The sequence below is a fragment of the Dyella marensis genome (assembly GCF_049532885.1).
In the GTDB taxonomy this organism is placed as follows: domain Bacteria; phylum Pseudomonadota; class Gammaproteobacteria; order Xanthomonadales; family Rhodanobacteraceae; genus Dyella_D; species Dyella_D marensis.
The window spans coordinates 4,730,588-4,753,170 of record NZ_CP064029.1 but is presented as its reverse complement, the minus strand read 5'-3'; the positions used below and the strand labels follow the sequence as shown (position 1 = coordinate 4,753,170).

At 67.7% G+C, this 22,583-nt stretch carries 25 protein-coding genes and 1 tRNA gene; 10 read left to right on the top strand and 16 right to left on the bottom strand.

Translation table 11 applies throughout. The features are described from left to right. Positions 1-70: 70 nt before the first annotated feature. Positions 71-1,945 (top strand): MFS transporter, encoded by a 1,875-nt coding sequence (locus tag ISN75_RS20885; protein ID WP_168648388.1) that lies wholly within the window; start codon positions 71-73, stop codon positions 1,943-1,945. A 16-nt stretch (positions 1,946-1,961) separates the two neighbouring features. Here ISN75_RS20885 and ampE read toward each other — a convergent pair whose 3' ends face one another. The 8 genes from ampE to ISN75_RS20845 all read right to left on the bottom strand — a co-directional run bounded on the left by ampE (position 1,962) and on the right by ISN75_RS20845 (position 7,109). After that, on the bottom strand, positions 1,962-2,831 hold the full coding sequence (gene ampE, locus ISN75_RS20880; protein WP_343818005.1) for a regulatory signaling modulator protein AmpE: 870 nt from the start codon (positions 2,829-2,831) through the stop codon (positions 1,962-1,964). Positions 2,832-2,941: 110 nt separating this feature from the next. Further along, complete coding sequence (nudC, locus tag ISN75_RS20875; protein ID WP_343818003.1) at positions 2,942-3,934, bottom strand: NAD(+) diphosphatase; 993 nt, start codon at positions 3,932-3,934, stop codon at positions 2,942-2,944. Between the two features lie 13 nt (positions 3,935-3,947). After that, positions 3,948-4,325 (bottom strand): iron-sulfur cluster insertion protein ErpA, encoded by a 378-nt coding sequence (erpA, locus tag ISN75_RS20870; RefSeq protein ID WP_167253220.1) that lies wholly within the window; start codon positions 4,323-4,325, stop codon positions 3,948-3,950. A 58-nt stretch (positions 4,326-4,383) separates the two neighbouring features. Next, positions 4,384-4,812 carry a bactofilin family protein gene (locus ISN75_RS20865; protein WP_167253222.1) on the bottom strand — a complete coding sequence of 143 codons (429 nt, stop codon included), beginning with the start codon at positions 4,810-4,812 and terminating at the stop codon, positions 4,384-4,386. Next, entirely contained in the window at positions 4,799-5,548 is a 750-nt protein-coding gene (locus ISN75_RS20860; protein WP_167253224.1) for a DUF6776 family protein, read from the bottom strand. The genes ISN75_RS20865 and ISN75_RS20860 overlap by 14 nt, the downstream gene beginning before the upstream one ends. Before the next feature lie 133 nt (positions 5,549-5,681). After that, positions 5,682-6,152, bottom strand: a complete 471-nt coding sequence (bfr, locus tag ISN75_RS20855) for a bacterioferritin (RefSeq protein WP_167253226.1) — start codon at positions 6,150-6,152, stop codon at positions 5,682-5,684. 138 nt (positions 6,153-6,290) lie between these two features. After that, positions 6,291-6,488, bottom strand: a complete 198-nt coding sequence (locus ISN75_RS20850) for a (2Fe-2S)-binding protein (protein ID WP_167253227.1) — start codon at positions 6,486-6,488, stop codon at positions 6,291-6,293. 66 nt (positions 6,489-6,554) lie between these two features. Then, positions 6,555-7,109: an RNA pyrophosphohydrolase gene (locus ISN75_RS20845; protein ID WP_168648386.1), complete on the bottom strand. Its 555-nt coding sequence runs from the start codon at positions 7,107-7,109 to the stop codon at positions 6,555-6,557. 190 nt (positions 7,110-7,299) lie between these two features. Between ISN75_RS20845 and ISN75_RS20840 the strand changes: the two genes are divergently transcribed. The 4 genes from ISN75_RS20840 (at position 7,300) to ISN75_RS20825 (ending at position 9,783) form a co-directional block, all read left to right on the top strand. After that, a tRNA-Met gene (locus ISN75_RS20840) sits at positions 7,300-7,376 on the top strand. A gap of 254 nt (positions 7,377-7,630) precedes the next feature. Further along, positions 7,631-8,305, top strand: a complete 675-nt coding sequence (locus tag ISN75_RS20835; protein WP_343817996.1) for a hypothetical protein — start codon at positions 7,631-7,633, stop codon at positions 8,303-8,305. A 72-nt stretch (positions 8,306-8,377) separates the two neighbouring features. Continuing rightward, a complete protein-coding gene (locus tag ISN75_RS20830; RefSeq protein WP_168648385.1) occupies positions 8,378-9,103 on the top strand; it encodes a DUF6683 family protein in 726 nt (241 codons plus the stop codon). Positions 9,104-9,225: 122 nt separating this feature from the next. Next, positions 9,226-9,783 carry a GNAT family N-acetyltransferase gene (locus ISN75_RS20825; protein WP_168648384.1) on the top strand — a complete coding sequence of 186 codons (558 nt, stop codon included), beginning with the start codon at positions 9,226-9,228 and terminating at the stop codon, positions 9,781-9,783. Here ISN75_RS20825 and ISN75_RS20820 read toward each other — a convergent pair whose 3' ends face one another. Together ISN75_RS20820 and ISN75_RS20815 are read right to left on the bottom strand one after the other, a co-directional pair. Further along, positions 9,784-10,443, bottom strand: coding sequence for a hypothetical protein (locus tag ISN75_RS20820; protein WP_168648383.1), 660 nt, complete (start codon positions 10,441-10,443; stop codon positions 9,784-9,786). 18 nt (positions 10,444-10,461) lie between these two features. Further along, the gene (locus tag ISN75_RS20815) at positions 10,462-10,707 is read right to left on the bottom strand and encodes a hypothetical protein (protein WP_168648382.1); all 246 of its coding nucleotides are present in this window, start codon (positions 10,705-10,707) and stop codon (positions 10,462-10,464) included. A gap of 179 nt (positions 10,708-10,886) precedes the next feature. Here ISN75_RS20815 and sctU point away from each other — a divergent pair, with 179 nt between their 5' ends. After that, on the top strand, positions 10,887-11,960 hold the full coding sequence (sctU, locus tag ISN75_RS20810) for a type III secretion system export apparatus subunit SctU (RefSeq protein ID WP_168648381.1): 1,074 nt from the start codon (positions 10,887-10,889) through the stop codon (positions 11,958-11,960). Positions 11,961-11,963: 3 nt separating this feature from the next. On the opposite strand, the gene sctT is transcribed toward sctU, so the two are convergent. Genes sctT through ISN75_RS20780 form a run of 6 tightly spaced genes read right to left on the bottom strand, consistent with a single transcriptional unit; the run spans position 11,964 to position 16,377 of the window. Beyond that, the gene (gene sctT / locus ISN75_RS20805) at positions 11,964-12,761 is read right to left on the bottom strand and encodes a type III secretion system export apparatus subunit SctT (RefSeq protein ID WP_168648380.1); all 798 of its coding nucleotides are present in this window, start codon (positions 12,759-12,761) and stop codon (positions 11,964-11,966) included. Between the two features lie 7 nt (positions 12,762-12,768). Next, positions 12,769-13,035 (bottom strand): type III secretion system export apparatus subunit SctS, encoded by a 267-nt coding sequence (gene sctS / locus ISN75_RS20800; RefSeq protein ID WP_167253244.1) that lies wholly within the window; start codon positions 13,033-13,035, stop codon positions 12,769-12,771. Positions 13,036-13,044: 9 nt separating this feature from the next. Further along, entirely contained in the window at positions 13,045-13,710 is a 666-nt protein-coding gene (gene sctR / locus ISN75_RS20795; protein WP_167253246.1) for a type III secretion system export apparatus subunit SctR, read from the bottom strand. 2 nt (positions 13,711-13,712) lie between these two features. Then, positions 13,713-14,684, bottom strand: a complete 972-nt coding sequence (locus ISN75_RS20790; protein WP_168648379.1) for a FliM/FliN family flagellar motor switch protein — start codon at positions 14,682-14,684, stop codon at positions 13,713-13,715. Between the two features lie 2 nt (positions 14,685-14,686). Next, positions 14,687-15,286 carry a response regulator transcription factor gene (locus tag ISN75_RS20785; protein ID WP_167253250.1) on the bottom strand — a complete coding sequence of 200 codons (600 nt, stop codon included), beginning with the start codon at positions 15,284-15,286 and terminating at the stop codon, positions 14,687-14,689. Beyond that, positions 15,283-16,377, bottom strand: coding sequence for a sensor histidine kinase (locus tag ISN75_RS20780; protein ID WP_167253252.1), 1,095 nt, complete (start codon positions 16,375-16,377; stop codon positions 15,283-15,285). The genes ISN75_RS20785 and ISN75_RS20780 overlap by 4 nt, the downstream gene beginning before the upstream one ends. Before the next feature lie 102 nt (positions 16,378-16,479). Here ISN75_RS20780 and fliO point away from each other — a divergent pair, with 102 nt between their 5' ends. The 4 genes from fliO to ISN75_RS20760 all read left to right on the top strand — a co-directional run bounded on the left by fliO (position 16,480) and on the right by ISN75_RS20760 (position 22,572). Next, a complete protein-coding gene (fliO, locus tag ISN75_RS20775) occupies positions 16,480-16,812 on the top strand; it encodes a flagellar biosynthetic protein FliO (RefSeq protein WP_167253254.1) in 333 nt (110 codons plus the stop codon). A 355-nt stretch (positions 16,813-17,167) separates the two neighbouring features. Further along, a complete protein-coding gene (sctV, locus tag ISN75_RS20770; RefSeq protein ID WP_167253256.1) occupies positions 17,168-19,237 on the top strand; it encodes a type III secretion system export apparatus subunit SctV in 2,070 nt (689 codons plus the stop codon). A 37-nt stretch (positions 19,238-19,274) separates the two neighbouring features. Then, entirely contained in the window at positions 19,275-21,254 is a 1,980-nt protein-coding gene (gene sctC / locus ISN75_RS20765) for a type III secretion system outer membrane ring subunit SctC (protein ID WP_168648377.1), read from the top strand. A 4-nt stretch (positions 21,255-21,258) separates the two neighbouring features. After that, positions 21,259-22,572, top strand: coding sequence for an FHA domain-containing protein (locus tag ISN75_RS20760; protein ID WP_167253259.1), 1,314 nt, complete (start codon positions 21,259-21,261; stop codon positions 22,570-22,572). The last annotated feature ends 11 nt before the right edge of the window (positions 22,573-22,583 follow it).

The window sequence follows — 22,583 nt, the reverse complement described above, 5'->3', positions numbered from 1 at the left end:
GAGGGTAGCCACCGGCGCCGCCGGGTTTCCGGCTAGGCTATGCCGCACCGCTCTGACGCCAAGGACCTGCATGAGCCAGTTTTCCCTGCTGGGCAGCCGCCGCTTCGCGCCGTTCTTCTGGACCCAGGCGCTGGGCGCGTTCAACGACAACGCGTTCCGCAATGCCATGGTCATGCTGGTGGCGTTCCAGATGGGGCTGGACGACCGCACGGTGTCGCTCTACACCAGCCTGGCGCCGGCGCTGTTCATCCTGCCGTACTTCCTGTTCTCGGCCACGGCGGGGCAGCTGGCCGAGAAGTACGAGAAGACGCGCATCATCCGCTTCGTGAAGCTGTTCGAGATCGGCGCGATGCTGCTGGCGGCGATCGGCTTCTATACGCATCACGTGTCGCTGCTGCTGGTGGTGCTGTTCCTGATGGGGCTGCACTCGACCGTGTTCGGGCCGATCAAGTACGCGATCCTGCCGCAGGCGCTCAAGCCTCAGGAGCTGGTCGGCGGCAACGGCCTGGTGGAAATGGGCACGCAGCTGGCGATGCTGGTCGGCATGATCGCCGGCAACGCGCTGATGCTGATCGTGGGCTTCGGGCCGGTGGCGGCTTCGTCGCTGACCATCCTGGTGGCATGCATCGGCTACTTCGCCTCGCGGCAGATTCCGTCGGCGCCGGCCACCGCGCCGGACCTGCGTTTCAGCTGGAATCCGTACACCGAGACGGTGAAGGTGCTGAAGCTGACCCGTGCCGACCGCGCGGTGTTCAACGCGGTGCTGGGCATTTCCTGGTTCTGGTTCTTCGGCACGGTGCTGATCTCGCAGCTGCCGAACTACACGCGGTTGAACCTGGGCGGCGACGGCTCGGTGAACACGCTGGTGCTGACGCTGTTCTCGATCGGCACGGGCATCGGTTCGCTGCTGTGCGAGCGCATGTCCGGGCGCCGCGTGGAGGTGGGCCTGGTGCCGCTGGGCGCGTTCGGCCTGACCGTGTTCGGCGTGGACCTGTACTTCGCGCGCTCCGGCCTGGCGCCGATGCATGGGCTGGACTGGACGGCCTTCCTGCATTCGCCCGGCAGCTGGCGCATCGCGCTGGACCTCACCCTGGTGGGCATGTTCGCCGGCTTCTACGTGGTGCCGCTGTTCGCCTTCGTGCAGAGCCGCGCGCCGCGCGAGCAGCTGTCGCGCATCATCGCGGGCAACAACATTCTCAATGCGCTGTGGATCTGCGTCGCTTCCGGCTTCGGCCTGGGGTTGGGCGCGGCGGGGCTGACGCCGGCGCAGATCTTCCTGGCGACGGCGTTGCTGAACATCGCGGTGGCGGTGTACATCTTCACCCTGGTGCCCGAGTTCCTGATGCGGTTCATCACCTGGGTGCTGGTGAACACGCTGTACCGGGTGCGCGTGGACGGCACGCAGCACATTCCGGAAGAAGGCCCGGTGCTGCTGGTGTGCAACCACGTGAGCTTCATGGATCCGCTGCTGCTGATGGCGAACCTGCGCCGGCCGGCGCGCTTCGTCATGTACTACAAGATCTTCAACATCCCGCTGCTCAACTTCGTGTTCCGCACGGCGAAGGCGATTCCGATCGCGGGACAGAAGGAAGACCCCGAGGTGCTGCGCAAGGCGTACGAGGAAGTGGATGCGGCGCTCGCCGACGGCGAAGTGGTGTGCATCTTTCCGGAGGGCGGGCTGACCAAGGACGGCGAGGTGGCGACGTTCCGTCCCGGCGTCGCGCACATCCTGCAGCAGCGTCCGGTGCCGGTGGTGCCGATGGCGCTGCGCGGACTGTGGGGCAGCGTGTGGAGCCGGCGCGACAACATGCTGCGGCGCGCGCGGCTGCCGCGGCGTTTCCGTGCGCGGGTGGAGCTGGTGATCGGCGAACCGCTGGCGCCCGCCGAGGCGCAGCTGTCGGTGCTGGAAGCGCGGGTGCGCGAACTGCGCGGCGACAAGGCCTGAAGCGAGAGCCGGCGGCTCAGTGCAGCCAGCCGGCCAGCACGATCAGCGCCACCACGCTCATCCACGCCAGCAGCGCGCGCAGCAGCGCGCTGCGCAGGCGACGCAGTTCGCCGAGTACGTCGATGCGTTCCTCGGCATAGCCGTCGCCGGCTTCGATATCCACCTCGATATCGGCACGCGCGGCGGCGCCCAGAAAGCCGGGGCCTTCGCGCAGCCAGCTGCCGGGAATGGCCTGCTGGTGCCACTGGCGCCAGGCGCCGATCACCGCGTCCCAATGACCGACCAGGGCCAGGGTGAACACCATCAGCTGCGCGGGTACCCAGTCCAGGCCGTGGGCGATGCGGCGGGCCATGGATTGCGCGTCGGTGTCCAGGCGCAGGCTGGCGTCGCTGCGCAGCGTCTGCGCGAGGCGGTACAGCAGCGCACCGGCCGGGCCGAGCACGAAGAACCAGAACAGCACGCCGAAGCGGCGGCGCAGCGCGGCATAGGCGACGGCTTCGCCGACCGCGACGGCGTTCCAGGCGATCGGTTCGCCCTCGTCCGACAGCGCCTGCACGGCGGCCTGGCGGCTGACGCCGTCCGGCGCCTTGAGGATCGCTTCCAGATCCGCTTCGTAGGCATGCGGCCCGAAGCAGTACAGCAGCACCGCGAGCGAGAACGCCAGCAGCACCAGGTCGCGCATCGGCAGCAGGCTGATCAGCCAGATCGCCAGCAGGCACAGCACCACCGGCACGGCCAGCGCGATCACCGTGCGGCCGGCGCCGCTGGCGTCGCCCAGCTGCGCCACCCAGCGCCGGAAGCCGCCGTCGCCGCGCCAGTGCGCGAGCGCCGGCTGCAGGTGCAGCAGGCCGAGGGCGATAAGAGCGGTGAGCAGGCTGACGGCCATCGGTGGGACTCCCTTGCGTTGGCCGCATTGTAGCGAGGAGCGTGCGACAGCCGTGCGCCTGGCGGGCAGGCCTTTCTTTATACGTCATACGTCGTTGGTGATGCGCGGCTTCAGCGCGCCGGCGTGGTCCGCGCCGCGTGCGCCTGTTCGACCAGCGTGTCGAGGTCCAGCCCCGCGCGCCACTGCAGCCAGTGCGCGAGCAGGTGGTACGACACCGACAGGCGCGGCGACGGCAGGAAGCTGCCGTCGTTGAGGCCGTCCATGATCTGCCGCGGAGTGAACCAGCGGGCGTCTTCGAGTTCGTCGTCGCGCAGGCGGATCGCCGGCGACAACGCCTTGGCCATGAAGCCGACCATCAGCGAGGCCGGCAGCGGCCACGGCTGCGAGGAGTGGTAATGCACCTCGCCCACCACCACGCCGGATTCCTCGGCGACTTCGCGGCGCACCGCGTCTTCCAGCGCTTCGCCGGGTTCGACGAAGCCGGCCAGGGTGGAATAGCGCCCCGGCGGCCAGCCGGCCTGGCGGCCGAGCAGGCAGGCGCCTTCGTGTTCCACCAGCACGATGATCGCCGCGTCGGTGCGCGGGAAATGCAGGCGGCCGCAATCGGCGTTGGTGCATTGCGCGCGATGGCCGGAAGCGACCAGCACCAGCGGCGCGCCGCAGCGTGCGCAGAAACGCGTCTCGCGCTGCCAGTGCGCCAGGCCCTTGGCGTAGGCGAACAGGCCGGCTTCGTCGGCGGGCAGGCGCAGGCCGGCATCGCGCAGGTTGGCGCGGCGGGCGTCGAGCGGGATTTCCAGCGCGGCGGCGCGTTCGGCGTCGTCCAGCGCCAGCACGAAGTGCGGACGGTCGTCGGCGAAGCCGAGCAGGCTGGCGTCGATGTCGCCGAGCAGGCTGGCGCGCTCAGCGGCGTCGAGCCAGCGCAGCGCTTCGCCGTCCTTGCGCAGATAGGTTTCGCCCAGGCCGTCCAGCAGCAGGTAGCGCGCTTCGGGCGAGGCGCCCTGTTCGGCCACCCAGGCCAGTTCCTCGCGCCGCTCGGCGACGCGGTCCAGGATCAGGCTGAGGCCGGCGAAGGTGTTGGGCCGCGGCAAGGTCTTACTGTCCATGCCCGGGAGGCCTTTAGGCGGAGAAGGAGGAGCCGCAGCCGCAGGTGGTCTTGGCGTTGGGATTGCGGATCACGAACTGCGAGCCGCTGAGGTTTTCCGCGTAGTCGATCTCGGCGCCGGTGAGATATTGCAGCGAGAGCGGATCCACCAGCAGGGTGACCCCCTCGCGCTCCAGCGCGAAGTCGTCCTCGGCCTGGGCCTCGTCGAAGGTGAAGCCGTACTGGAAGCCCGAGCAGCCGCCGCCGGTGATGTAGACGCGCAGCTTCAGCGAAGGATTGCCTTCTTCCTGGATCAGCTCGCGCACCTTGTGCGCGGCGGCCTCGGTGAACACCAGCGGTGCGCCGGCGCTGCGGTAGTCGGGAACGGTGGGGAAGGGAACGACGGTATCCATCGCGATCACATGGGGCTGCGGCGGGCGATGCGCAAGGATACCGCGTTTCGGGCCGGCCTCAGGCGGGAACGGGTTCGCCCAGTTCTTCCGGCGACGGCAGCTCGCGCGGGGCCTCGCCGGTGCGGTGCGACATGCGGCCGTTGACCTGGGCGCCGGCGGCCATTTCCAGGGTCTTGTAGTGCACGTCGCCGTGGATGCGCGCCTGCGGCGCCAGTTCCAGGCGCTCCTCGATGTGGATGTCGCCCTGCACCTGGCCGTTGATGATGGCGTGGGGCACGCGGATGTCGCCGTGCACCTGGCCCGATTCGCTCAAGGTGAACACGGCATCCGGGCCTTCGCCCAGCACGGCGCCTTCGATGCGGCCGTCCAGGTGCAGCGCGCCATTGAAGCGCAGGTCGCCCTGGATCACCGTGCCGCGGGCGATCAGGCTGGTGTCGTGGGAGGTGCTGCTGCTGGTGCGCTCGGTGCGCTGCTTACGGTTGAGCATGGGAATCCCCTGGTTTGGTGAGAGTGCCGCCGACGGCATCGGTCCAGGCGACCGTGCGGCTGACCGCATCGTCGCCCGCGGGCTGCGCGCTGACGTACACGCGATTGGGGCGGAAATCCGCCGGCAGCACGATGGTGGCGTGCAGTTCCTGGAAATACTTGAGGCGAAATGGCAGGCCATCCTTCTGCGCGGTGTCGCCGAGCGCGGCCCAGTCCAGCCGCACCACCTTGTCGCCGCGCAGGCCTTCCACGCTGAGCGTGGCGGTGCCGCTGGTGTCTTCGCCGCGCTTGGCGTTCTGGGTGAGCGAGACGGTGAGGTTCCAGCCCTGGGTGCCTTCGATCGGCTGCACCCGCACGCTCTGGATGCGCAGGCCGCCGCGCTGGGCGTCGCCGCCGACCAGGCGGCCGTAGAAGTCGAGGTCGGCGCGCAGGCCGCTGATTTCCTCTTCGCGCTCGGCCAGCGTGGTGCGCAGCGAGCGGTTGGCGATGTCGTTGACCTGGGCGGCGCGCAGCTGGTTGGTGACCTGCTGCTTGAGGTCGTCGTTCTCCCGGCTCAGCGCCTGCACCTGGCGGTGCTCGCTGGCCGCGGGCGTGCCATGCCCGACCAGCAGGCCGGTGACCAGGGCCACCAGCAGCACGCTGGCGAACCATGCCACGCCCAGCCAGATCCAGCGGCGGCGCTGGCCGGCCATATCGTGCGGTCGCACGACGAAGCGCGGTGGTGGACGTGAAGCCATGCGGGGCCTTCCCGGGAAAAAACACGGTATAGCCGCGGCGTGACAAGAGCGTCAAGGAACGGCCGCACGCTTCGGCGGCCACTCCCTGCATTTCGCGATAATTCCGGGACGTTTATGTCCGGATCGTGACGGATCAGCTGGACATCTTGCTCTGCAGGTAGCGCTCCGCGCCGATGTCCTTGATCAGGCTCTGCTGGGTTTCCAGCCAGTCGATGTGTTCTTCCTCGTCGTGCAGGATGCCCTTGAACATGTCGCGGCTGACGTAGTCGGCGATGCCTTCGCTGTAGGCGATGGCTTCGCGCAGGTCCTTCACCGCGGCCATTTCCAGGTCCAGGTCGCCCTGGATGCATTCGAGCACGTTCTCACCGATGCGCAGCTTGCCCAGGTGCTGCAGGTTGGGCAGGCCTTCGAGGAACAGGATGCGCTCGATCAGGTGGTCGGCGTGCTTCATTTCCTCGATCGATTCCTTGTACTCGTGCTCGGCGAGTTCGCCGTAGCCCCAGTCCTTGAACATGCGGTAATGCAGGAAGTACTGGTTGATCGCGGTGAGCTCGTTGTAGAGCACCTTGTTGAGGAACTCGATGACCTTGGTGTCGCCCTTCATGGTGTTGTCTCCTGATCGCTGCAGCTGGCGACTATACGGGTCCGTGCCGCGCCATGATGGAACGCAAATAGGAATGCTTCGCTCACACGAAAGCGCCCGCGGCGAACCGCGGGCGCCAACATAGCCGTGGGGACGGTATTAAGCGGTGACGATGGGCAGCTGGAGCAGCACCTGCTCCACCGCCTTGCCGAGCGTGGCGCGCGCTTCCTGCTCGCAGCAGCCGCAGCAATCCGAGCAGCCGGTGCGGGCCTGCAGCTCGGCAAAGGTATGCACGCCATCGGCCGCGGCGCGGCGGATGTCATGGTCGGTAACGGCGTTGCACATGCAGATGTACATGTGGCGTATGGGAACGCAAATGCGAATGATTGTCAACTTACGTGCCCGGATGCCCGGGCCAGGTAGTCAGGCAGCCTGGCAGCCCGGACCGCCGCCCGGCCGCTCGGTCTCTTCCTGCCGGGGCAGGTTGCCGAGCTGGATGCTCAGCAGGGTCTCGACCATGGGCGCGAACTGGCGCAGCGCCCGCTCGTAGACCTGGCGCTTGAAGTTCACCACGTGGTTGGCCGGATACCAGAAATCCACCCAGCGCCAGTGGTCGAACTCGGGTTTCTCACAGCCATCGAGACAGAAGGCCTCTTCGCTGCCGACCAGGCGCAGCAGGAACCACACCTGCTTCTGGCCGATGCACATGGGGCGCTGGTGGTGGCGGATATAGCGGTTGGGCAGCTTGTAGCGCAGCCAGCCGCGGGTCGCGCCGATCACTTCGACGTCGGCGGGGTTCAGGCCGGTTTCCTCGGCCAGCTCGCGGTACATGGCTTCCAGCGGGGTCTCGTCGCTGCGCATGCCGCCCTGGGGGAACTGCCAGCCATCACGATTGACGCGGCGCGCCCAGAACAGGCGGCCGTCTGTATTCAGCAGCACGATGCCCACATTCGGACGGTAGCCATCGACGTCGATCATGTCTTCTCCTAGGTCAGGCGCTTGCCTTGATGCCGGCAACACCTTGTTCCCGCGACCGATTCAACCACAGCCCCGGAAGCACCGGCAAGCGACGCCTGAACCGGAGACTTGAACCCATGGCTAAGGCCGACTAAACTTCCGCGCCCTCGCCCCGGTGCTTCCGCGCCCGCCGGGCGAAAGACCTTACCGTGGCTAGGTAGCTCAGATGGTTAGAGCGCGGCACTCATAATGCTGAGGTCGGCGGTTCGATCCCGCCTCTAGCCACCATTCATTCCTTCGCCGACAGCGGCGAACGGTCAGGAAACCGCGCCAGGCGCGGTTTTTTTGTGCCTGCGATTCCTTGGGCGCGGCACTCATGGGGATATCCCTATCTAGGGTTCGACCTAGCTGGTCGCTGTCCGGTGCCTGCGGATACTTCGCCTACGGCCCGGAGGCGGTCTGCACGGGGCGAGGCCATCGGCGCCGGCAAGGCGCGGCGGAGCGGCCATCCAATCCTTCCCCCTAGATGCAGAGGAATCGCCATGTCGCACGGAATCAGCTTCAACTCGATCGCCAACCCCGTCCTGGACGCCACGGCTACCTCGCTCAGCGGCAGTTCCTCGCTGGTGTTCAACTCGGCGGTGCGCCAGATCGCCCATGAGGCCTTCACCAACGCCATCACGCAGCAGTTCGGCCCCAGCGGCACCCTCGCCAGCGACGCTTTCAATGCCTCGTTCACCGGCGACACCGCGTCGCTCAGCGGCTGGAACGACAGCGCGCTGCCGCAGGCCACCAGCGACGTGATCGCCGCCGCCAACCACCAGGGCCCGAACGGCGCCTACACCGGCGACGCCGACCGCTTCCGCAGCGACCTGCAGGACGCGATGACCAAGGACATCAACAGCATCATCAACAACGAGTCGCTGATGCGCGCGCTGAAGGGCGGTTCCGACAAGGACTCCGACGGCCTCGGCGAAAGCTGGCTGGTGGCGATCGCCAAGGCGATGGGCAAGATGCTCGGCCAGCAGGCGCAGCACCTGGTGGACCTGACCAACCAGATGTCGCAGCACACCGGCAAGGACGATGCGCAGGTATTCCAGCAGCTCAACGCCGAGTTCTCCGCGCAGTCGCAGATGTTCGGCATCCTGTCCAACTCCTTCAGCAACTCGATCAAGACCATCGGCGACGGCCTGACCACGCTGGCGCGCAAGAACTGATCGAACGGCTGCACCGGTTGTTCACACGCGGGGGCTACCATGCCCCCGCGTTGTTTTTCTGGAGCCATGCCCATGAAACGTTCCCCGCTCGCGCTGCTGCTGTTGCTGCTGGCGTGCACCGCGCACGCGCAGTACGACGCCGGCGCCACGGTGGGCATGGGCCAGGGCATGGTGCTCAACAATGCAGTGATCGGCTCCAACGTGATGGGCGACGTGATCCTGAAGCAGGGTCAGGCGGCGCATCGCGGCGGCGCATCCAGCCAGGGCGGCGCCGCGAATCTCGCCGCCCTGCAATTCCAGCCCTCGGCGGACGTGAGCAGGTCGGTGCTCGACCGCATCGCCCGCCAATTCGGCGGCCGCCAGCCGGACAGCTACCGCCAGGCGCTGCTGCGCGAAGGCCTGCTGGCGAAGTTCGATGCGCTGCTGCAGCAGTACGGCTACGACAGCCATAACGTGGCCGACGCATTCACCGCCTACCTGGTGCTGTCGTGGGAAGTGGTGAACAACGGCAGCATCGGCCAGAACCGCGCGGGCATCGATGCCGTCCGCCGCAACATGCAGCAGGCGCTGGCGCGCAATCCGCGCTTCGTCGCCATGCCGGATGCGCAGAAGCAGGAAATGGCCGAGACCTTCGGCTATCTCGCGATGATCGCCTCGTCCACGCGCAGCGCATTGCAGCGTAAGGGCGATCAGATGAGCCTGGCCAGGCTGCAGGAAGGCGTCAACGGTACCGCGCAGAAAATGGGCGTCGATTTGCGCGAGGTCAGACTCACGCCGCAAGGCTTCGTCGCGCTGTGATGCAGCGGCCTGGGGAAATCCCCAGCTAGCCAGCGCCGCCGCCGCGCGTCAGAGTCGCGCAAGCATCGACTTCGGGCACGGCCATGAGCGATACGGCGGAACGGCAGGTCAGGGCGCGGCCCATGGCGCCGGCCGCTGGCGTGGAAATCGCGCGCAGCCGCCGCATTCGCTTGCGCCAGCTGAGCTACGGCGACATTCCCTGGCTTAGCCGTCTATACGCCCAGCCGCAGGTGCGCCAGTTCCAGCTGGACGATTGCCCCACGCGCTTTATCGACGTCGCCGCCCTGGTGGCCTGGGTCAACCAGATCTACGCCAGGCATCGTGGCCTGGGCATCTGGCGCGCCGATTCGATGGGCGGGGAATTTCTCGGCACCTTCTCGCTGATGCCGGTGCAGGCCACCGGCGAAGTCGAAATCGGCGCGCGGCTCACGGCCCAGGCATGGGGGCGCTGGTATGCGATCGAGGGCGGCCGGCTGCTGTGCCGGCAGGCCTTTGCGGTGCTGGGCTTGCCGGCGCTCGCGGCTTACCACCATCCGCAGAACGAAGTGGTCGCACGCGTACTGGAACGCTTGGGCTTCCGTGAAACCGGCGCTTGCGAATACGCGGGCAAAGCGGCGCGCCGTTTCGAACTGGCCGCGGCGGATTGGGGTGTGAGCGAGGCCGCGGCCGCGCAGGCCTGATCACAGCCGATGCACGATCCAGCCCGGCGGCACCGGCGTATCCGGCGCATCGCCGCGCAAGGCGGCGCGCACGACTTCGTCCGGCGTGCTCTGCGGCTTGCGCCAGCGCTGCGCCATGCGGCTCAGGATGTCGCGCGTATCGCGCGTGTAGGTGCCTTCCAGTTCGCCGCCGGCATCGGAGCCGAGCTTGCCGGCGTACAGCTCGCGCAGTTCGGGATTGAGATCGAACAGCGCCAGCAGCTTGCGCACCGCATCGGCGTACAGCGCTTCTTCCAGCATCGGGCGCTGGGTCTGCTGGCAATGCCACACGGTGAGATATTCGATCGGACCGAGCAGGCGGCGGCGCGTGTGCGCATTCATGCCGGCGCCTTCGCCGCTGGAGCCGCCCCAGGCGCTCAAGGGGCCGCTGGGCAGATCCATGCGGCGCGCGGCGGCGGCGAGCAGGTCGGCCACCAGTTGCTTGGCGGCGCTGTCTTCGCTTTCCGCCACGATCAGCAGGATCTTGAGGAACACCGGATACGCCTCGTCGCCGAGCTGGCGCACCACGCGCTTGGCCAGCGCCAGGCGCATCTCGACGGAAGGTTCTTGCTGAAGCGCACCGATCAGCCGCCGCGCGGTTTCCAGCAGCGGTGCGGCAAGCGGTTGCAGCTGGGCGCTCATGCGGGCGCTCGCGCCGGATCAGCCGAGCGGGGCCAGGATGTGGCTGACGACCTGGTCCAGATGCGCACCGCCGCCGGGCAGGGCCGGGGCGCCGCCCAGCAGGCGTTCCGCGGCGCTGCTGCCGGCCCACACGTCCAGGCCCAGCAGCTGGTTGCCGTGGCTTGCCGGCAGGCGCTGCGCCAGGGCCTGGCCCGCCAGCGCGTGCAGGCCGCCGGCCTCGAGGGACGGCGCAAGCGGACGCGGCTGGAGTTCGGAAAGGCTCATGGCACCCGGCGTGGAATCGATGCTTGGCATCAGTCTAGGTCTCGCATGGTGCTGAATCAGCTGGGGTAATCCCTAGGTGGTCGGCAGCGGCCGGCCTGTCCACACTGGCGTCCTGGTCACGGTGAATGCCCAACGCCAGGGCGTAGCATCGGTTGACCGCCACAGGCGCGAGCGGACTCATGGCCGGGCAGAACAAGGACAGCGGTGACCGCACCGAAAAACCCACCCCGAAACGCTTGCGCGACGCCCGCAAGGAAGGCGACGTCCACAAGAGCCGCGAGCTGACCAGCACCGTACTGGTATTGGCCTGGCTGCTGATGGTGATGATGGGCATGCCGCTGATCCGCGCTCGTCTCAGCGGATTGTTCGATACCACCCTGTCCGGCCTCAATCAGCCATTCGGCCAGGCGCTGCATACGGTGGGGCTGGCCACGCTGGAAGCCTTCCTGTGGTTGACCTTGCCCTTCCTGCTCGGCGCGGTGGCGGTGGGCGCGATGGTGGAATTCCTGCAGGTCGGGCCGGTGTTCGCGCCCAGGAAGCTCAAGCCCGACGCCAGCCGCATGAATCCGGCCGAGGGCATCAAGCGGCTGTTCTCGCAGGAGAACCTGGTGGAGGTGATCAAGGCCATCGCCAAGAGCGGCCTGCTGATCGGCCTGTTCGCCTGGGTGCTGTTCGCGCTGATCGGCCAGTTCGCGCAGCTGCCGCAGGCGCCGCCGGAAATGCTGGGCGAGGCGCACTGGGTGGCGGTGAAGCGCCTGGCGACCGGGGTGATCTTCGTTTTCTTCTTCGTGTCGGTGCTGGATGCGTTCTACCAGCGCTACGCGTTCACCAGGAAAATGAAGATGAGCCGCCGCGACATCAAGCAGGAGCTCAAGGACAACGAAGGCGACCCGATGGTGAAAGGCCGCCGCCGCCAGCTGCACCAGGAGTGGGCGCAGCAGAACACCCTGGCCGGCGTGCGCAGCGCCAGCGTGGTGGTCACCAACCCCACCCATCTGGCCATCGCCATCCGCTATCAGCAGGGCGAGGACGACCTGCCGGTGATCGTGGCCAAGGGCGAGGACCACGAAGCCGCGCTGATCCGCCAGGCCGCCGAGGAAGCCGGCGTGCCGATCATGCGCAACGTCACCCTGGCGCGCGGCCTGTACGAGAAAGTGGAAGTGGACGAGTACCTGCCGTCCGATTTCTTCGAAGCCGTGGCCGAGCTGTTGCGCTGGGCCGAGTCGATCCGCGATTCGCGCGACGGCAAATAGCCCTCAAAGAATCGACTGCAGCATCTTCAGCAGTCCGCGGTTCTCGTACAGCTTGCGCATCACTACTTCCACCATCGCGCCCAGCGCCAGCAGCAGCACCCAGGTGGACATCCACGCCTTGATCGGCATCGCCAGCGCGAACACGTTCAACTGCTGCGCATAGCGGTTGACCAGGCCCAGCGCGATATCCACCAGCGACATCACCACCAGGGCCGGCGCCGACAGCACCAGCACGGCCGTCATCAGGTAATTGAACTGGCCGATAAAGAACTCCATGCCGCCGGCCTTCAGCGGCGGCAGCATGCTCGTCACCGGCCACAGCGCATAGCTGGACATCAGCAGGTCCAGGAATACGGTGAACGCGCCGCTGGTCATGAACAGCCAGGTCGCCAGCTGCATCAGGAACACGCTGGTGAGCGTGCTCTGCTGGCCGGCGATCGGGTCCATGTCCATCGACATCGACGAGCCGGCCTTGGTGTCGATCACCGCGCCCGCCGCACCCAGCGCCCAGAACACCATGCCGAAGCAGAAGCCGATCAGCAGCCCGATAAAGACTTCCTTGCCCAGTACGCCGATCCAGTTGGCGCCGGTCATCACCGTCATGCCGGGGCTGGCGGCGGCAGCGAGCGGATAGGCCAGGATCGCCAGGCTCACATAGAAGCTGTTGCGCACCAGCGACGGTACCGTCTCCGCCGTCATCAGCGGCAGCACCAGGAAGGCCGCGACGATGCGCGGCAAAGTCAGCGCCACGCCGGTGAGCTGGTCGCCCAGGTATTGAACGGAAAACGCGTCCCCCGTCATCGCGCGCTCAATGCAGCATGCCGGGGAAGCCGCTGAACAAGCGGTCGGCGAACTTGAACAGGGTGCCGCCGAGCATCGCCGCCGTACCCAGCAGCGCGACGACGACCACCACGAATTTCACCGCGTAGGGGAAGGTCTGTTCCTGGATCTGCGTAGCCGCCTGCAGAAACGCCACCAGCAGGCCGGCGATGGCCGCGGCCAGGATCGGCGGCGCGGACAGCACCAGCACCAGCCACAGGGCTTCGCGGGCGAGCTGGATTTCCTGATCGTACATGCCCGCCTCCTATTGGTAGGTCATCACCAGGCCGTGGATCAGCTTGGCCCAGCCGCTGAGCAGCACGAACAGCAATAACTTGAACGGCAGCGACACCATGGTCGGCGACAGCATCATCATGCCCATCGCCAGCAGGATGTTGGACACCACCAGGTCGATCACCAGGAACGGCAGGAAGATCAGGAAGCCGATCTGGAACGCCTGGGTCAGCTCGCTCACGGTGAACGCGGGCACGATCACCATGTAGTCCTCGTTGGTGAGGTCGGCCTGGCGGTCCGCCGGCAGCAGGCGCTTGGCGCTGGCGAGAAAAAAACCGCGCTCGTTCTCGTTGCTGTGCTTGATCAAAAAGCGCCGCAGCGGCTCCTTGCCCGATTGCACCAGCTGGCCGAGTTTCTCCATGGTCATCGGCCCGGGCGCCTGCGTGCTCATCTGCGTCTGCACGTCGCGGTAGCTGTCGCCGAGCACCGGGTTCATCACGTAGATCGACAGGATGATGGCCAACCCGTTGATCACCACGTTCGGCGGCACCTGCTGCAGCCCCAGCGCGTTGCGCAGCAGGCTCAGCACCACCACGATCTTGGTGAACGAGGTGACCATCACCGCGACGAACGGCGCCATCGCCAGCGCCACCACCATGGTGATGACCAGCGCCGGCGAGAAACTATTGAAATCCATGCTCAGTCCCTTTGCGCAATACGTACGCCCAGCCATTCGCCCAGCCGCACCACGCTGCCTTCGCCGTAGCGCCGTCCGCCGAGCATGATCCCGACGGTGGCGCCGACCAGCACACCGTCCACCTGCAGCACGCTGCCGGCGCGCAGGGCTCCCAGGTCGTCGAGGCTCATGTTCAGCCGCGTCAGCAGGAACAGCGGGCGCGCGGAGTCGTTGCCCACGGCCATCAGCGGGCGCTGCACGATCTGCCACTCGCCCTGGCGCCGCTGCACCGCCCAGCCTTCGGGCAGGCCGAAAACGTGGCGTGCGCTTTCGTCGTCCGGCTGCAGCCGCGCTTCGCAGTCCGCCTCGTGGCCGACGACCAGCACGTCGCCGGGCGCGAGTGCGGCCGCGGCGGCGGCATCGAGTGCGTGCCCCGGCACCACCAGGCGCAGTGAGAGAGATGCAATGTCGCCGATCAGCGCGGGCGTAGACGGGTCCTGCCGCCACTCGCTGCGTGCCGCCAGCGCGCGCACGTCGGTTTCGGCCAGGCCGACCCAGCCGCCGACGGTGCCGCCGTCGTGCTCCTGCCACAGCAGCTTGAGCCACAGCTTGTCGCGCTCGCCGCCGATCGGCAGGAAGGCCGCCGGCAGCGCGTCCTGGCCGAGCAGCGCACCCAGCGCACCGACCAGCGCTTCGTGCGAGAGCGACCAGGCGAGCAGGCGAGCCTCGCCGTCGTAGTCCTGCCAGCGCGCATCGCCAAGCGGGCTTTCGCCGCGCTCCTGCTCCAGGGCCAGCCAGCACGAGCCATGCGCATGATCGAGCCGCACGCAGGCCAGGCCGGCGGCGTGGCGCTGGCCGCGTCCGGCCTGCACGGTGAGCACGCCGATGGCGTCGGCATAAGCCAATACGTTGCCGCGCGACAGCAATGCGCGGGCCGCGGCGAGCAAGCCGTCGCCGGGCGGGGGAATGGCCGGTACGGCCTCCATGGCGACCATGCTCAAGCCTGGCCCAGCACGGCGCGCGTCAGTTCGACCACGTTGTGCGCACCGAGCTTGGCCATCAGGTTGGCGCGGTGCAGTTCCACGGTCTTGGGGCTGATCTTCAGATCGTCCGCGATCACTTTATTGAGTTTCCCGCTCATGATGCCGTCCAGTACCTGCCGCTCGCGCCGGGTCAGGTTCGCCAGCGCGCCGGAAGCCGCCTGCGGCGCGTGCGCCGACAGCGCGGACTGGATCGCCTCGATCAATAGCGGCGCGTCGAACGGCTTCTCGATGAAATTGGCCGCGCCATGGCGCATCGCATCCACCGCCAGCGGCACGTCGCCGTGGCCGGTAACGAAGATCAGCGGCAGCGCCAGGCCGCGGTGGGCCAGCTCGCTCTGCAGTTCCAGCCCGCTCATGCCGGGCATGCGGATATCGCTGACCACGCAGCTGCGCGCCGGCGGCGGCGTGCGCGCGATCTCCTTCAGCAGGGCCTCCGCGCTGGAAAACGCCTGCACCTCGAAGCCGGTCTGCTCCAGGATCCAGACACAGGAATCGCGGAACTCCTGGTGGTCGTCCACCAGGTAGATGCGGGTGCCGTGGTTGGCCGATGTCATGCAGCGTTCCCTCGTGGCACGGTGAACGCCATGGCGCAGCCGCCGCGCCCTTCCGGGTTCGGTTCGGCGAACAGGCGTCCCTCGTGGTATTCGACGATCGAGCGGCAGATGGCCAGGCCGATCCCCAGCCCGTCGGGCTTGGTGGTGTACAGCGGCGTGAACAGCCGTTGCATGTCGGCGGCGCCGAGGCCGCAGCCCTGGTCGACCACGCGGATCTCCACCATGCCGTCGTAGTCCACCCGCGCGGTGACGCGGATGCCGCGCCGCGCCGGCGGTGTCTCGCGCATGGCTTCGATCGCGTTCTTGATCAGGTTGAGCAGCACCTGCTCGATCATCACGCGGTCGGCGAAGATCGGCGGCAGGTCCGCCGGCAGCGCGTCGACGATGGCGACCTGGAACTGCTCAGCCTCCAGCCGCAGCAGCTCGATCACGCCGTGCACCAGCGCATGCGCATCCAGGTTCTGCCGGTGCGGTTCGCGGCTGCGCACGAACTCGCGGATGCTGCCGATGATCTGCGCGGCGCGTTCGGCCTGGCGCTTGGCCAGGCGGATGCCCTGCAGCAGATGGCCCGACCCCTGCGTCTCGCCCGCCAGCTGTTCGCAGCCGTTCAAGTAGTTCACCGCCGCGGCCAGCGGCTGGTTGAGTTCATGCGCCAGCGTGGTCGCCATCTCGCCCACGCTCATCATGCGCGAGGTGGACAACAGCTGTTCGTGCTGCGCCTGGTGGCGGCGCAGCAGGTCGATGCACTCGCTGATATTGGTGATGAACAGCGCCTCGGCCGGCGCGGCGACGGTCGGCTGGCCGTTGTCGATGCGATACCAGCGTCGCGTCTGCGCGGCGTAGTAGATCGGCTTGCCGCCCTGGCCGCTGGTGCTTTCGAACGCTGCGTCGAAGTGTGCGCGCGCCGGTGCGCGCTCGAACTGGGGGAACTCGTCGCGGAAAGCCGCGTTGCAGGCCAGTGCGTTGCCGTCGTGGCGGTCGAACACGATGCACGGCCACGGCACCGCGTCGATCCATGCATATCCCTGCGCTGCGTCGGCGGTCGCGTTCCGTGCGGGCGTCGGCTTGCGGTGAATCCGGGTCACAGGCATCGTGACGATCCTTGATCGATCAGGTGTGCCGCGCTTTCGTCCCCCATGACGAACGACACAGTGGCCAGGTCGGTTGGTTTTTTTTGGAATGGGAATAATGCCATGAAGAGATTACTTCGCAACGTCATGGCCGGATTAACTTGGCCATCCGTCGCATTTGCAACCGATTCACCCGAAGGCGGCAGCCTCTGGCTAGGCCTTTTATTACCGCTGATTGCAGTATGCGCGGCCTTGCTTGCATGGCTGTGGTGGCTGCGCAAGGGCCAGGCGTTACGTGGTCCCGGCGGTCCGTTGAAAGTGGTTCAGGCCGTTGCCGTAGGCGCCCGCGAGCGCGTGGTGGTGGTGGATGCGGCGGAGCGCCGCCTGGTGCTTGGCGTCACGGCGCAGCGCGTGGAACTGATCGCCGAATTACGGCGTGATGACAATGCGAAATAGCGTGATCAATATCACGCTGAAAGCGTGAATCGGAAAATACTTTCGATTATATGCCCCGTGTGAATTTCATTTTCACGAAGGTGAATCATAAAACCTAGGGTTTTCCCTAGGTACCGATTTTCAGGGGCGCTGTGTAGGTTGCCACTTCACCGAGCGCCGACAGGGGGCGTAAGGCTGAAGTGGATCGCGCCGCAAGAGCGCGGCGGCATCGGCAACGGCAGTGGGAGAGGGCGTTTCCATTCGCTCAATGGACGAGTGTGTCCGCTTGCCGGAGTCGTGTGCGTGGTCAGCGTGGCGAGGCCAATCAGGTTGCCAGCACAGCGGGTCGTCGCCGGCCGCGCCGCAGCGGTGCGCCATGGCGCTTGAAGCGATCCTCTCGCGGCTGGCGCCCGGCGCCGGCGGCTCGCGCAGCTACAGCGACCTGGTGCTGGTCGCGGGTGTGGTGGCGATCATCGGTTTGATGATCCTGCCGCTGCCGATGATGGCCATCGACGCCCTGGTGGCGCTCAACATGCTCATCGGCGTCGGCCTGCTGCTGATCGCCATCTATATCCCGGCGCCCGTCGCGTTCTCCAGCTTCCCCAGCGTGCTGCTGCTCACCACGCTGTTCCGCCTGGCGCTGTCGATCGCCATCACGCGCTCGATCCTGCTCAATGCCGACGGCGGCCACATCATCGACACCTTCGGCAACATGGTGGTCGGCGGCAACCTGATCGTGGGCCTGGTGGTGTTCCTCATCATCACGGTGGTGCAGTTCATCGTGGTGGCCAAGGGCGCCGAGCGCGTGGCCGAAGTGGCGGCCCGCTTCTCGCTGGACGCCATGCCCGGCAAGCAGCTGTCGATCGACTCGGACCTGCGCTCGGGCCTGCTCGAGAAAGACGAGGCGCGCCGCCGCCGGCGTCTGCTCGAAATCGAAAGCCAGCTGCACGGTTCGCTCGATGGCGCCATGAAGTTCGTCAAGGGCGACGCCATCGCCGGCATCGTGATCATCGTGATCAACCTGCTGGGCGGCCTGGGCGTGGGCGTGATGATGCACGGCATGGGCCTGGGCGAGGCCGTGCACACGTACAGCGTGCTGACCATCGGCGACGGCCTGGTCGCGCAGATCCCGGCCCTGCTGGCTTCCATCTCCGCCGGCCTGATCGTCACCCGCACCGCGGGCGACGAGGAGGACCGCAACCTCGGCGCGATCATCGCGCGGCAGATCTCCGGCGAGCCGCGGGTGACCATGATCATCGGCTGCATCGCGCTGGGCATGATGCTGGTGCCGGGCTTCCCGGTGCTGGTGTTCCTGCCGCTGGGCCTGATCCTGGTCGGCATCGCTTCCTGGCGCATGCGCGAGCGCGTGGGCTTCCTGCGCCGCCTGTTCAAGGTGCCGGAGAGCCAGGCCGAGCTGCTGCCGCCGGACGTGGCCGACAGCGACGTGCTGCTGCCCTCGGCGCCGCTGTTGCTGGAAGTGCACATGTCGGCGCTGCAGGCGCTGGGCAGCAACCAGGTGCGCAGCGTGCTGCGCCAGGTGGTCGGCGGCCTGCGCGAAGACTACGGCGTGCCGCTGCCGAAACCCGCGCTGCGTGCCGGCCTGAATCTGCCGGAGCAGGGCTACGCGCTGTATGCCTACGGCGTACGCATCGCCCACGGTGCGCTGCGTCCGGGCCAGCTGTTCCTCCCCGGCCGTGCCGCGCTGCCGCCGGCGGCGGCAGCGGACAACGGCGCGCTGGCCCCGGAAGGCGTGAACGGTTTCCCCGGCCGCTGGCTGCCGCGCGACGGCGCGCGCCAGGCCAAGGCGCTGGAAGCGCCGCAGGTGCTGCACGAGCACATCCGCCTGTCGCTGGAGCGGCATCTGTCGCTGTTCGTCGGCATCCAGGAAACCTCCAATCTCTCCAATGGCCTGAGCCGCGACTACCCGGACCTGGTGCGCGAAATGCTGCGCGTGGTGTCGCCGCAGCGCGTGGCCGAGGTGCTCAAGCGCCTGGTCGAGGAACGCGTGCCGATCCGCCAGCTGCGCGACGTGTTCGAGGCGATCACCGACGCCGCCAGCCGCGAGAAGGACATCGTGCTGGTGGCCGAATACGTGCGCATGGCGCTGCGCCGCCACCTCAGCTACCGCTACGCCGACGACAACCACGTGCTGCGCGTGCTGGTGGCGCGCCCGGAGCTGGAAGAACGCCTGCGCCGCTCGGTGCACACCGGCCCGGCCGGCACCCAGCTGGCGGTGGAGCCGGATCTCGCCGCGCGCCTGCTGGCGCAGATCGGCGAGCACGCGCGCGGCGAACACGGCACGGCGATGGTGCTGCTCAGCTCGATGGACGTGCGCCGCCACCTGCGCAAGCTCACCGAGGCGGAGTACGCCGACATCCCGGTGCTTTCTTATCAGGAGCTGGTACCCGACCTGCGTCTGGTGCCGGTGGGACAACTGGCCGTCTGACGGCCGCGACATTGAACAGGCCAAGGAATCCGTGAAGATGGGCGATGACAGGGGCAGGACGATGGGCAAGGGCACGCGGCGGGCGCTGGCCTGCATGGCGGTGCTTGGCCTGATGCTGTACGCCGCGCTGGCGCAGGCGGCCGCGATACCGTTCAAGAAGAGCAGCACCGAGATCCAGACCGACAAGACGCTGCGCGAGATCCTGCCGGACTTCTTCCACGACCAGGGCCTGGAAGTGGTGCTGAGTCCGCAGGTCGCCGCGCGCAACGGCACGCTCAACGGCAGCTTCAAGGGCACCTATGCGCAGGTGTGGCGGCGCATCGCCGACACCAATGGCCTGCTGGCCTATTGGGACGGTTCAGCCGTCTACGTCTACCTCGATTCCGAGCGCGTCACCGACTACACCAGCGTGCCGCTGCCGCTGGAGCAGCAGTTCATCTCCGCCATGGGCAGCGTGAACTGGGCCGACGCCGCCACCGGCAACGTGTGGAAGCTCGAACCCAGCACCGGCCTGGTCTCCATCACCGGCACCAAGCGCTTCGCCGAGCAGGTCAAGCAGATGTCGCTGACCATTGCCGGCCTGGGCCAGCGCGAGACCACGCGCTTCAAGTTCTATCCGCTGAAATACGCCTGGGCCTCCGACACCAGCATGAACCTGGGGAGCCGCCAGGTGACGGTGCCGGGCGTGGCCAGCGTGCTGCGCGCCCTGGTCAGCGACCCGGGCAGCTACAGCCAGTTCAGCGGCGCCAGCGAGCGGCTCGCCTCGCCGCGCCAGCGCGGCCTGCGCGGCCAGGGCCTGGCCGGCCAGGGGCAGCAACCGCCGCCGCCGCTGGGCAACTACAGCGTGCCGCCGGCGCAGGACGACGACGGCCTGACCCCGCCCGCCGCGCAGCTGGCGCCCACCGCGCAGCGCAACGGCGTGGAAGCGATCGCCGGCAGCGGCGACACGCGCATCGTCGCCGACAGCTTCCGCAACGCGATCATCGTGCGCGACACGCCCGACCGCCTGCCGATGTACGACGAATTGATCCGCCAGCTCGACGTGCCGCCGCAGATGGTCGAGATCGAAGCGACCATCATCGACGTCAACAAGACCAAGGCGCGCCAGCTCGGCATCAACTGGTTCTACCGCAACCACCGCACCACGGTGGGCTTCATGAGCGGCAACCAGACGCCGGCCGACGCCCTGTACAACAAGGCGCTGCTGCTGGCCGCGCTGGGGCTGGGCGACACCAGTGGCCTGCCGCCGCTGTTCAACAACGGTTTCCAGATCGGCACGATCCTGGGCAACCCCGCCAAGTTCGTGGCCAACATCAATGCGCTGGAAGACGACGGCATCGCCCACGTGGTCACCCGTCCGCAGGTGATCACCATGAACGACGCCGAGGCGGTGATCCAGAGCAACCAGTCCGTGTATGTGCCGGTGGCCGGCGCCTATAACTCCGACCTCTACAACGTCACCGCGGGCACCACGCTGCGCGTCACGCCGCATCTGGTGATGGAAGAGGGCGCACCGCGCATCCGCATGATGGTGCAGATCGAGGACGGCAACATCACCTACTCGGCCAAGGATGCGCAGGACATCTCGTATCCCATCGTCAGCCAGAACGCGGTCAACACGCAGGCGGTGATCCAGGACGGCCAGGGCCTGCTGCTGGGCGGCCTGGTGCAGGACCAGTCGCAGAACAACGAGCACAAGATTCCCGTGCTCGGCGACATCCCGCTGCTGGGTTATCTGTTCAAGACCGTGCAGAAGCAGCGCGCGCATACCGAGCGCCTGTTCCTGATCACGCCGCGCCTGGTGATGCTCAACCACATCAACGGCCAGCAGACCCCCAGCTCGCCGCAGGTGAGCATGGAAAGCCAGGAGCAGCTGGACAAGCAGGAAGCCAGCCGCGACGCCTGGTGGAACCACAAGAAGAGCCAGGTCACGCAGCCCGCGCCGCTGCCGGTGATCGTGCAGTCGCCGCCGCCCGCGGCGCCGGCTCCCGCACCCCAGAAGCGCCCTCCGGAGTAATGCCATGAGCGCCTTGCCCGCCACCCGCCAACGCGCCAGCCAGCCGCCCAAGGTGCAGCTGGCCTTGCGCGTGTTCAGCGGGCTGCATGCGGGTGCGGAGCTGCGCCTGCCGCAGCGCGGCATCCTGATGATCGGGCAGGCCGACGACTGCGATCTGATCCTCAACGACACCGGCATCGCCAACCATCACTGCGTGCTCACCGTGGTCGGCGACCAGGTGCTGCTGCGCGCGATGGACGGCGAGGTGGAAACCCACGACGGCCGCATCGCGGTGGGCGAGAACGTCAGCCTGGAACACTTCGCCCTGGTGCGCCTGGGCGAAGTGCAGTTCGCGGTCGGTCCGCATTGGAGCGAGCGCTGGCAAAGCTTGTCCGATGCCGGCGACGACGCGCTGCCCGCGCTCACCGAACGCCAGTTGGCCGGCCGCCGCCGCGGCGTGCTGGCCCTGGCCGGCCTGCTGCTGGCGGTAGCCGCGCTGGTGCTGGCCGGCAGCTGGAAGGTCACGCATCCGGCGGTGACGGTGCGCGCGGCCAGCGTGTCCGACCAGCTCGACCGCGTCCGCGCGATCCTGCATGGCCTGTCGCTGCGCCACGTCAGCGCCTCGGCGGGCGAGGGCGGCCACGTGGTGCTGCGCGGAGTGATCGGCAATGCGGCGCAGCTGCCGCAGCTCAAGCGCAAGCTTTCGGAAGCCGGCCTCACCACCGAGCTGACCGTGCGCGACTGGCCCAGCGTGGAGAAGCAGGTCAACGACATCTTCGCCATGCACGGCTACACGGTGGAAACCAAATTGCTCGACCAGGGCGGCGTGGAAGTCGGCGGCCATTTCGGCGACATCGCCAAGGCCGACAAGGTGAAGAGGGACGTGCTCGGCTCCACCGACATGCAGAACCTCAACGCCGACGCGCTGGGCCTGGCCCTGGCGCTGAAGAACTACGACGAACATGCGCCGGAACCGGTCAAGCCCGATCCCGGCAAGCGCATCCGCCACGTCGTCGGCGGGCGCGAACCGTACCTCGTGACGCGCGACGAGTCGCGCTACTACGTGGGCAACAAGCTGCCGCAGGGCGGCGTGTTCCTCGCCGTCAGCGCGGAAGGAACCATCCTCCTGCGCATGCCGGACAACCGCTACATGCAATTGAACAAGGCCGACGACTACCAGACCCCGCAGCCGCTCGACGAAGCGGCCGCGTCGGTGCTGCTGCCGCCGGCTGTGCCGGAGTCCGCCGCTTCCGCGGCCGAACCGGCGCCGGAGCCGCCCGTGCTTCCCGCCAAGGCCGTCGCCATCGGTGCGAGGGCCCAGGCCGGCGGCGGGCGTTGAAGCGAGCAGTG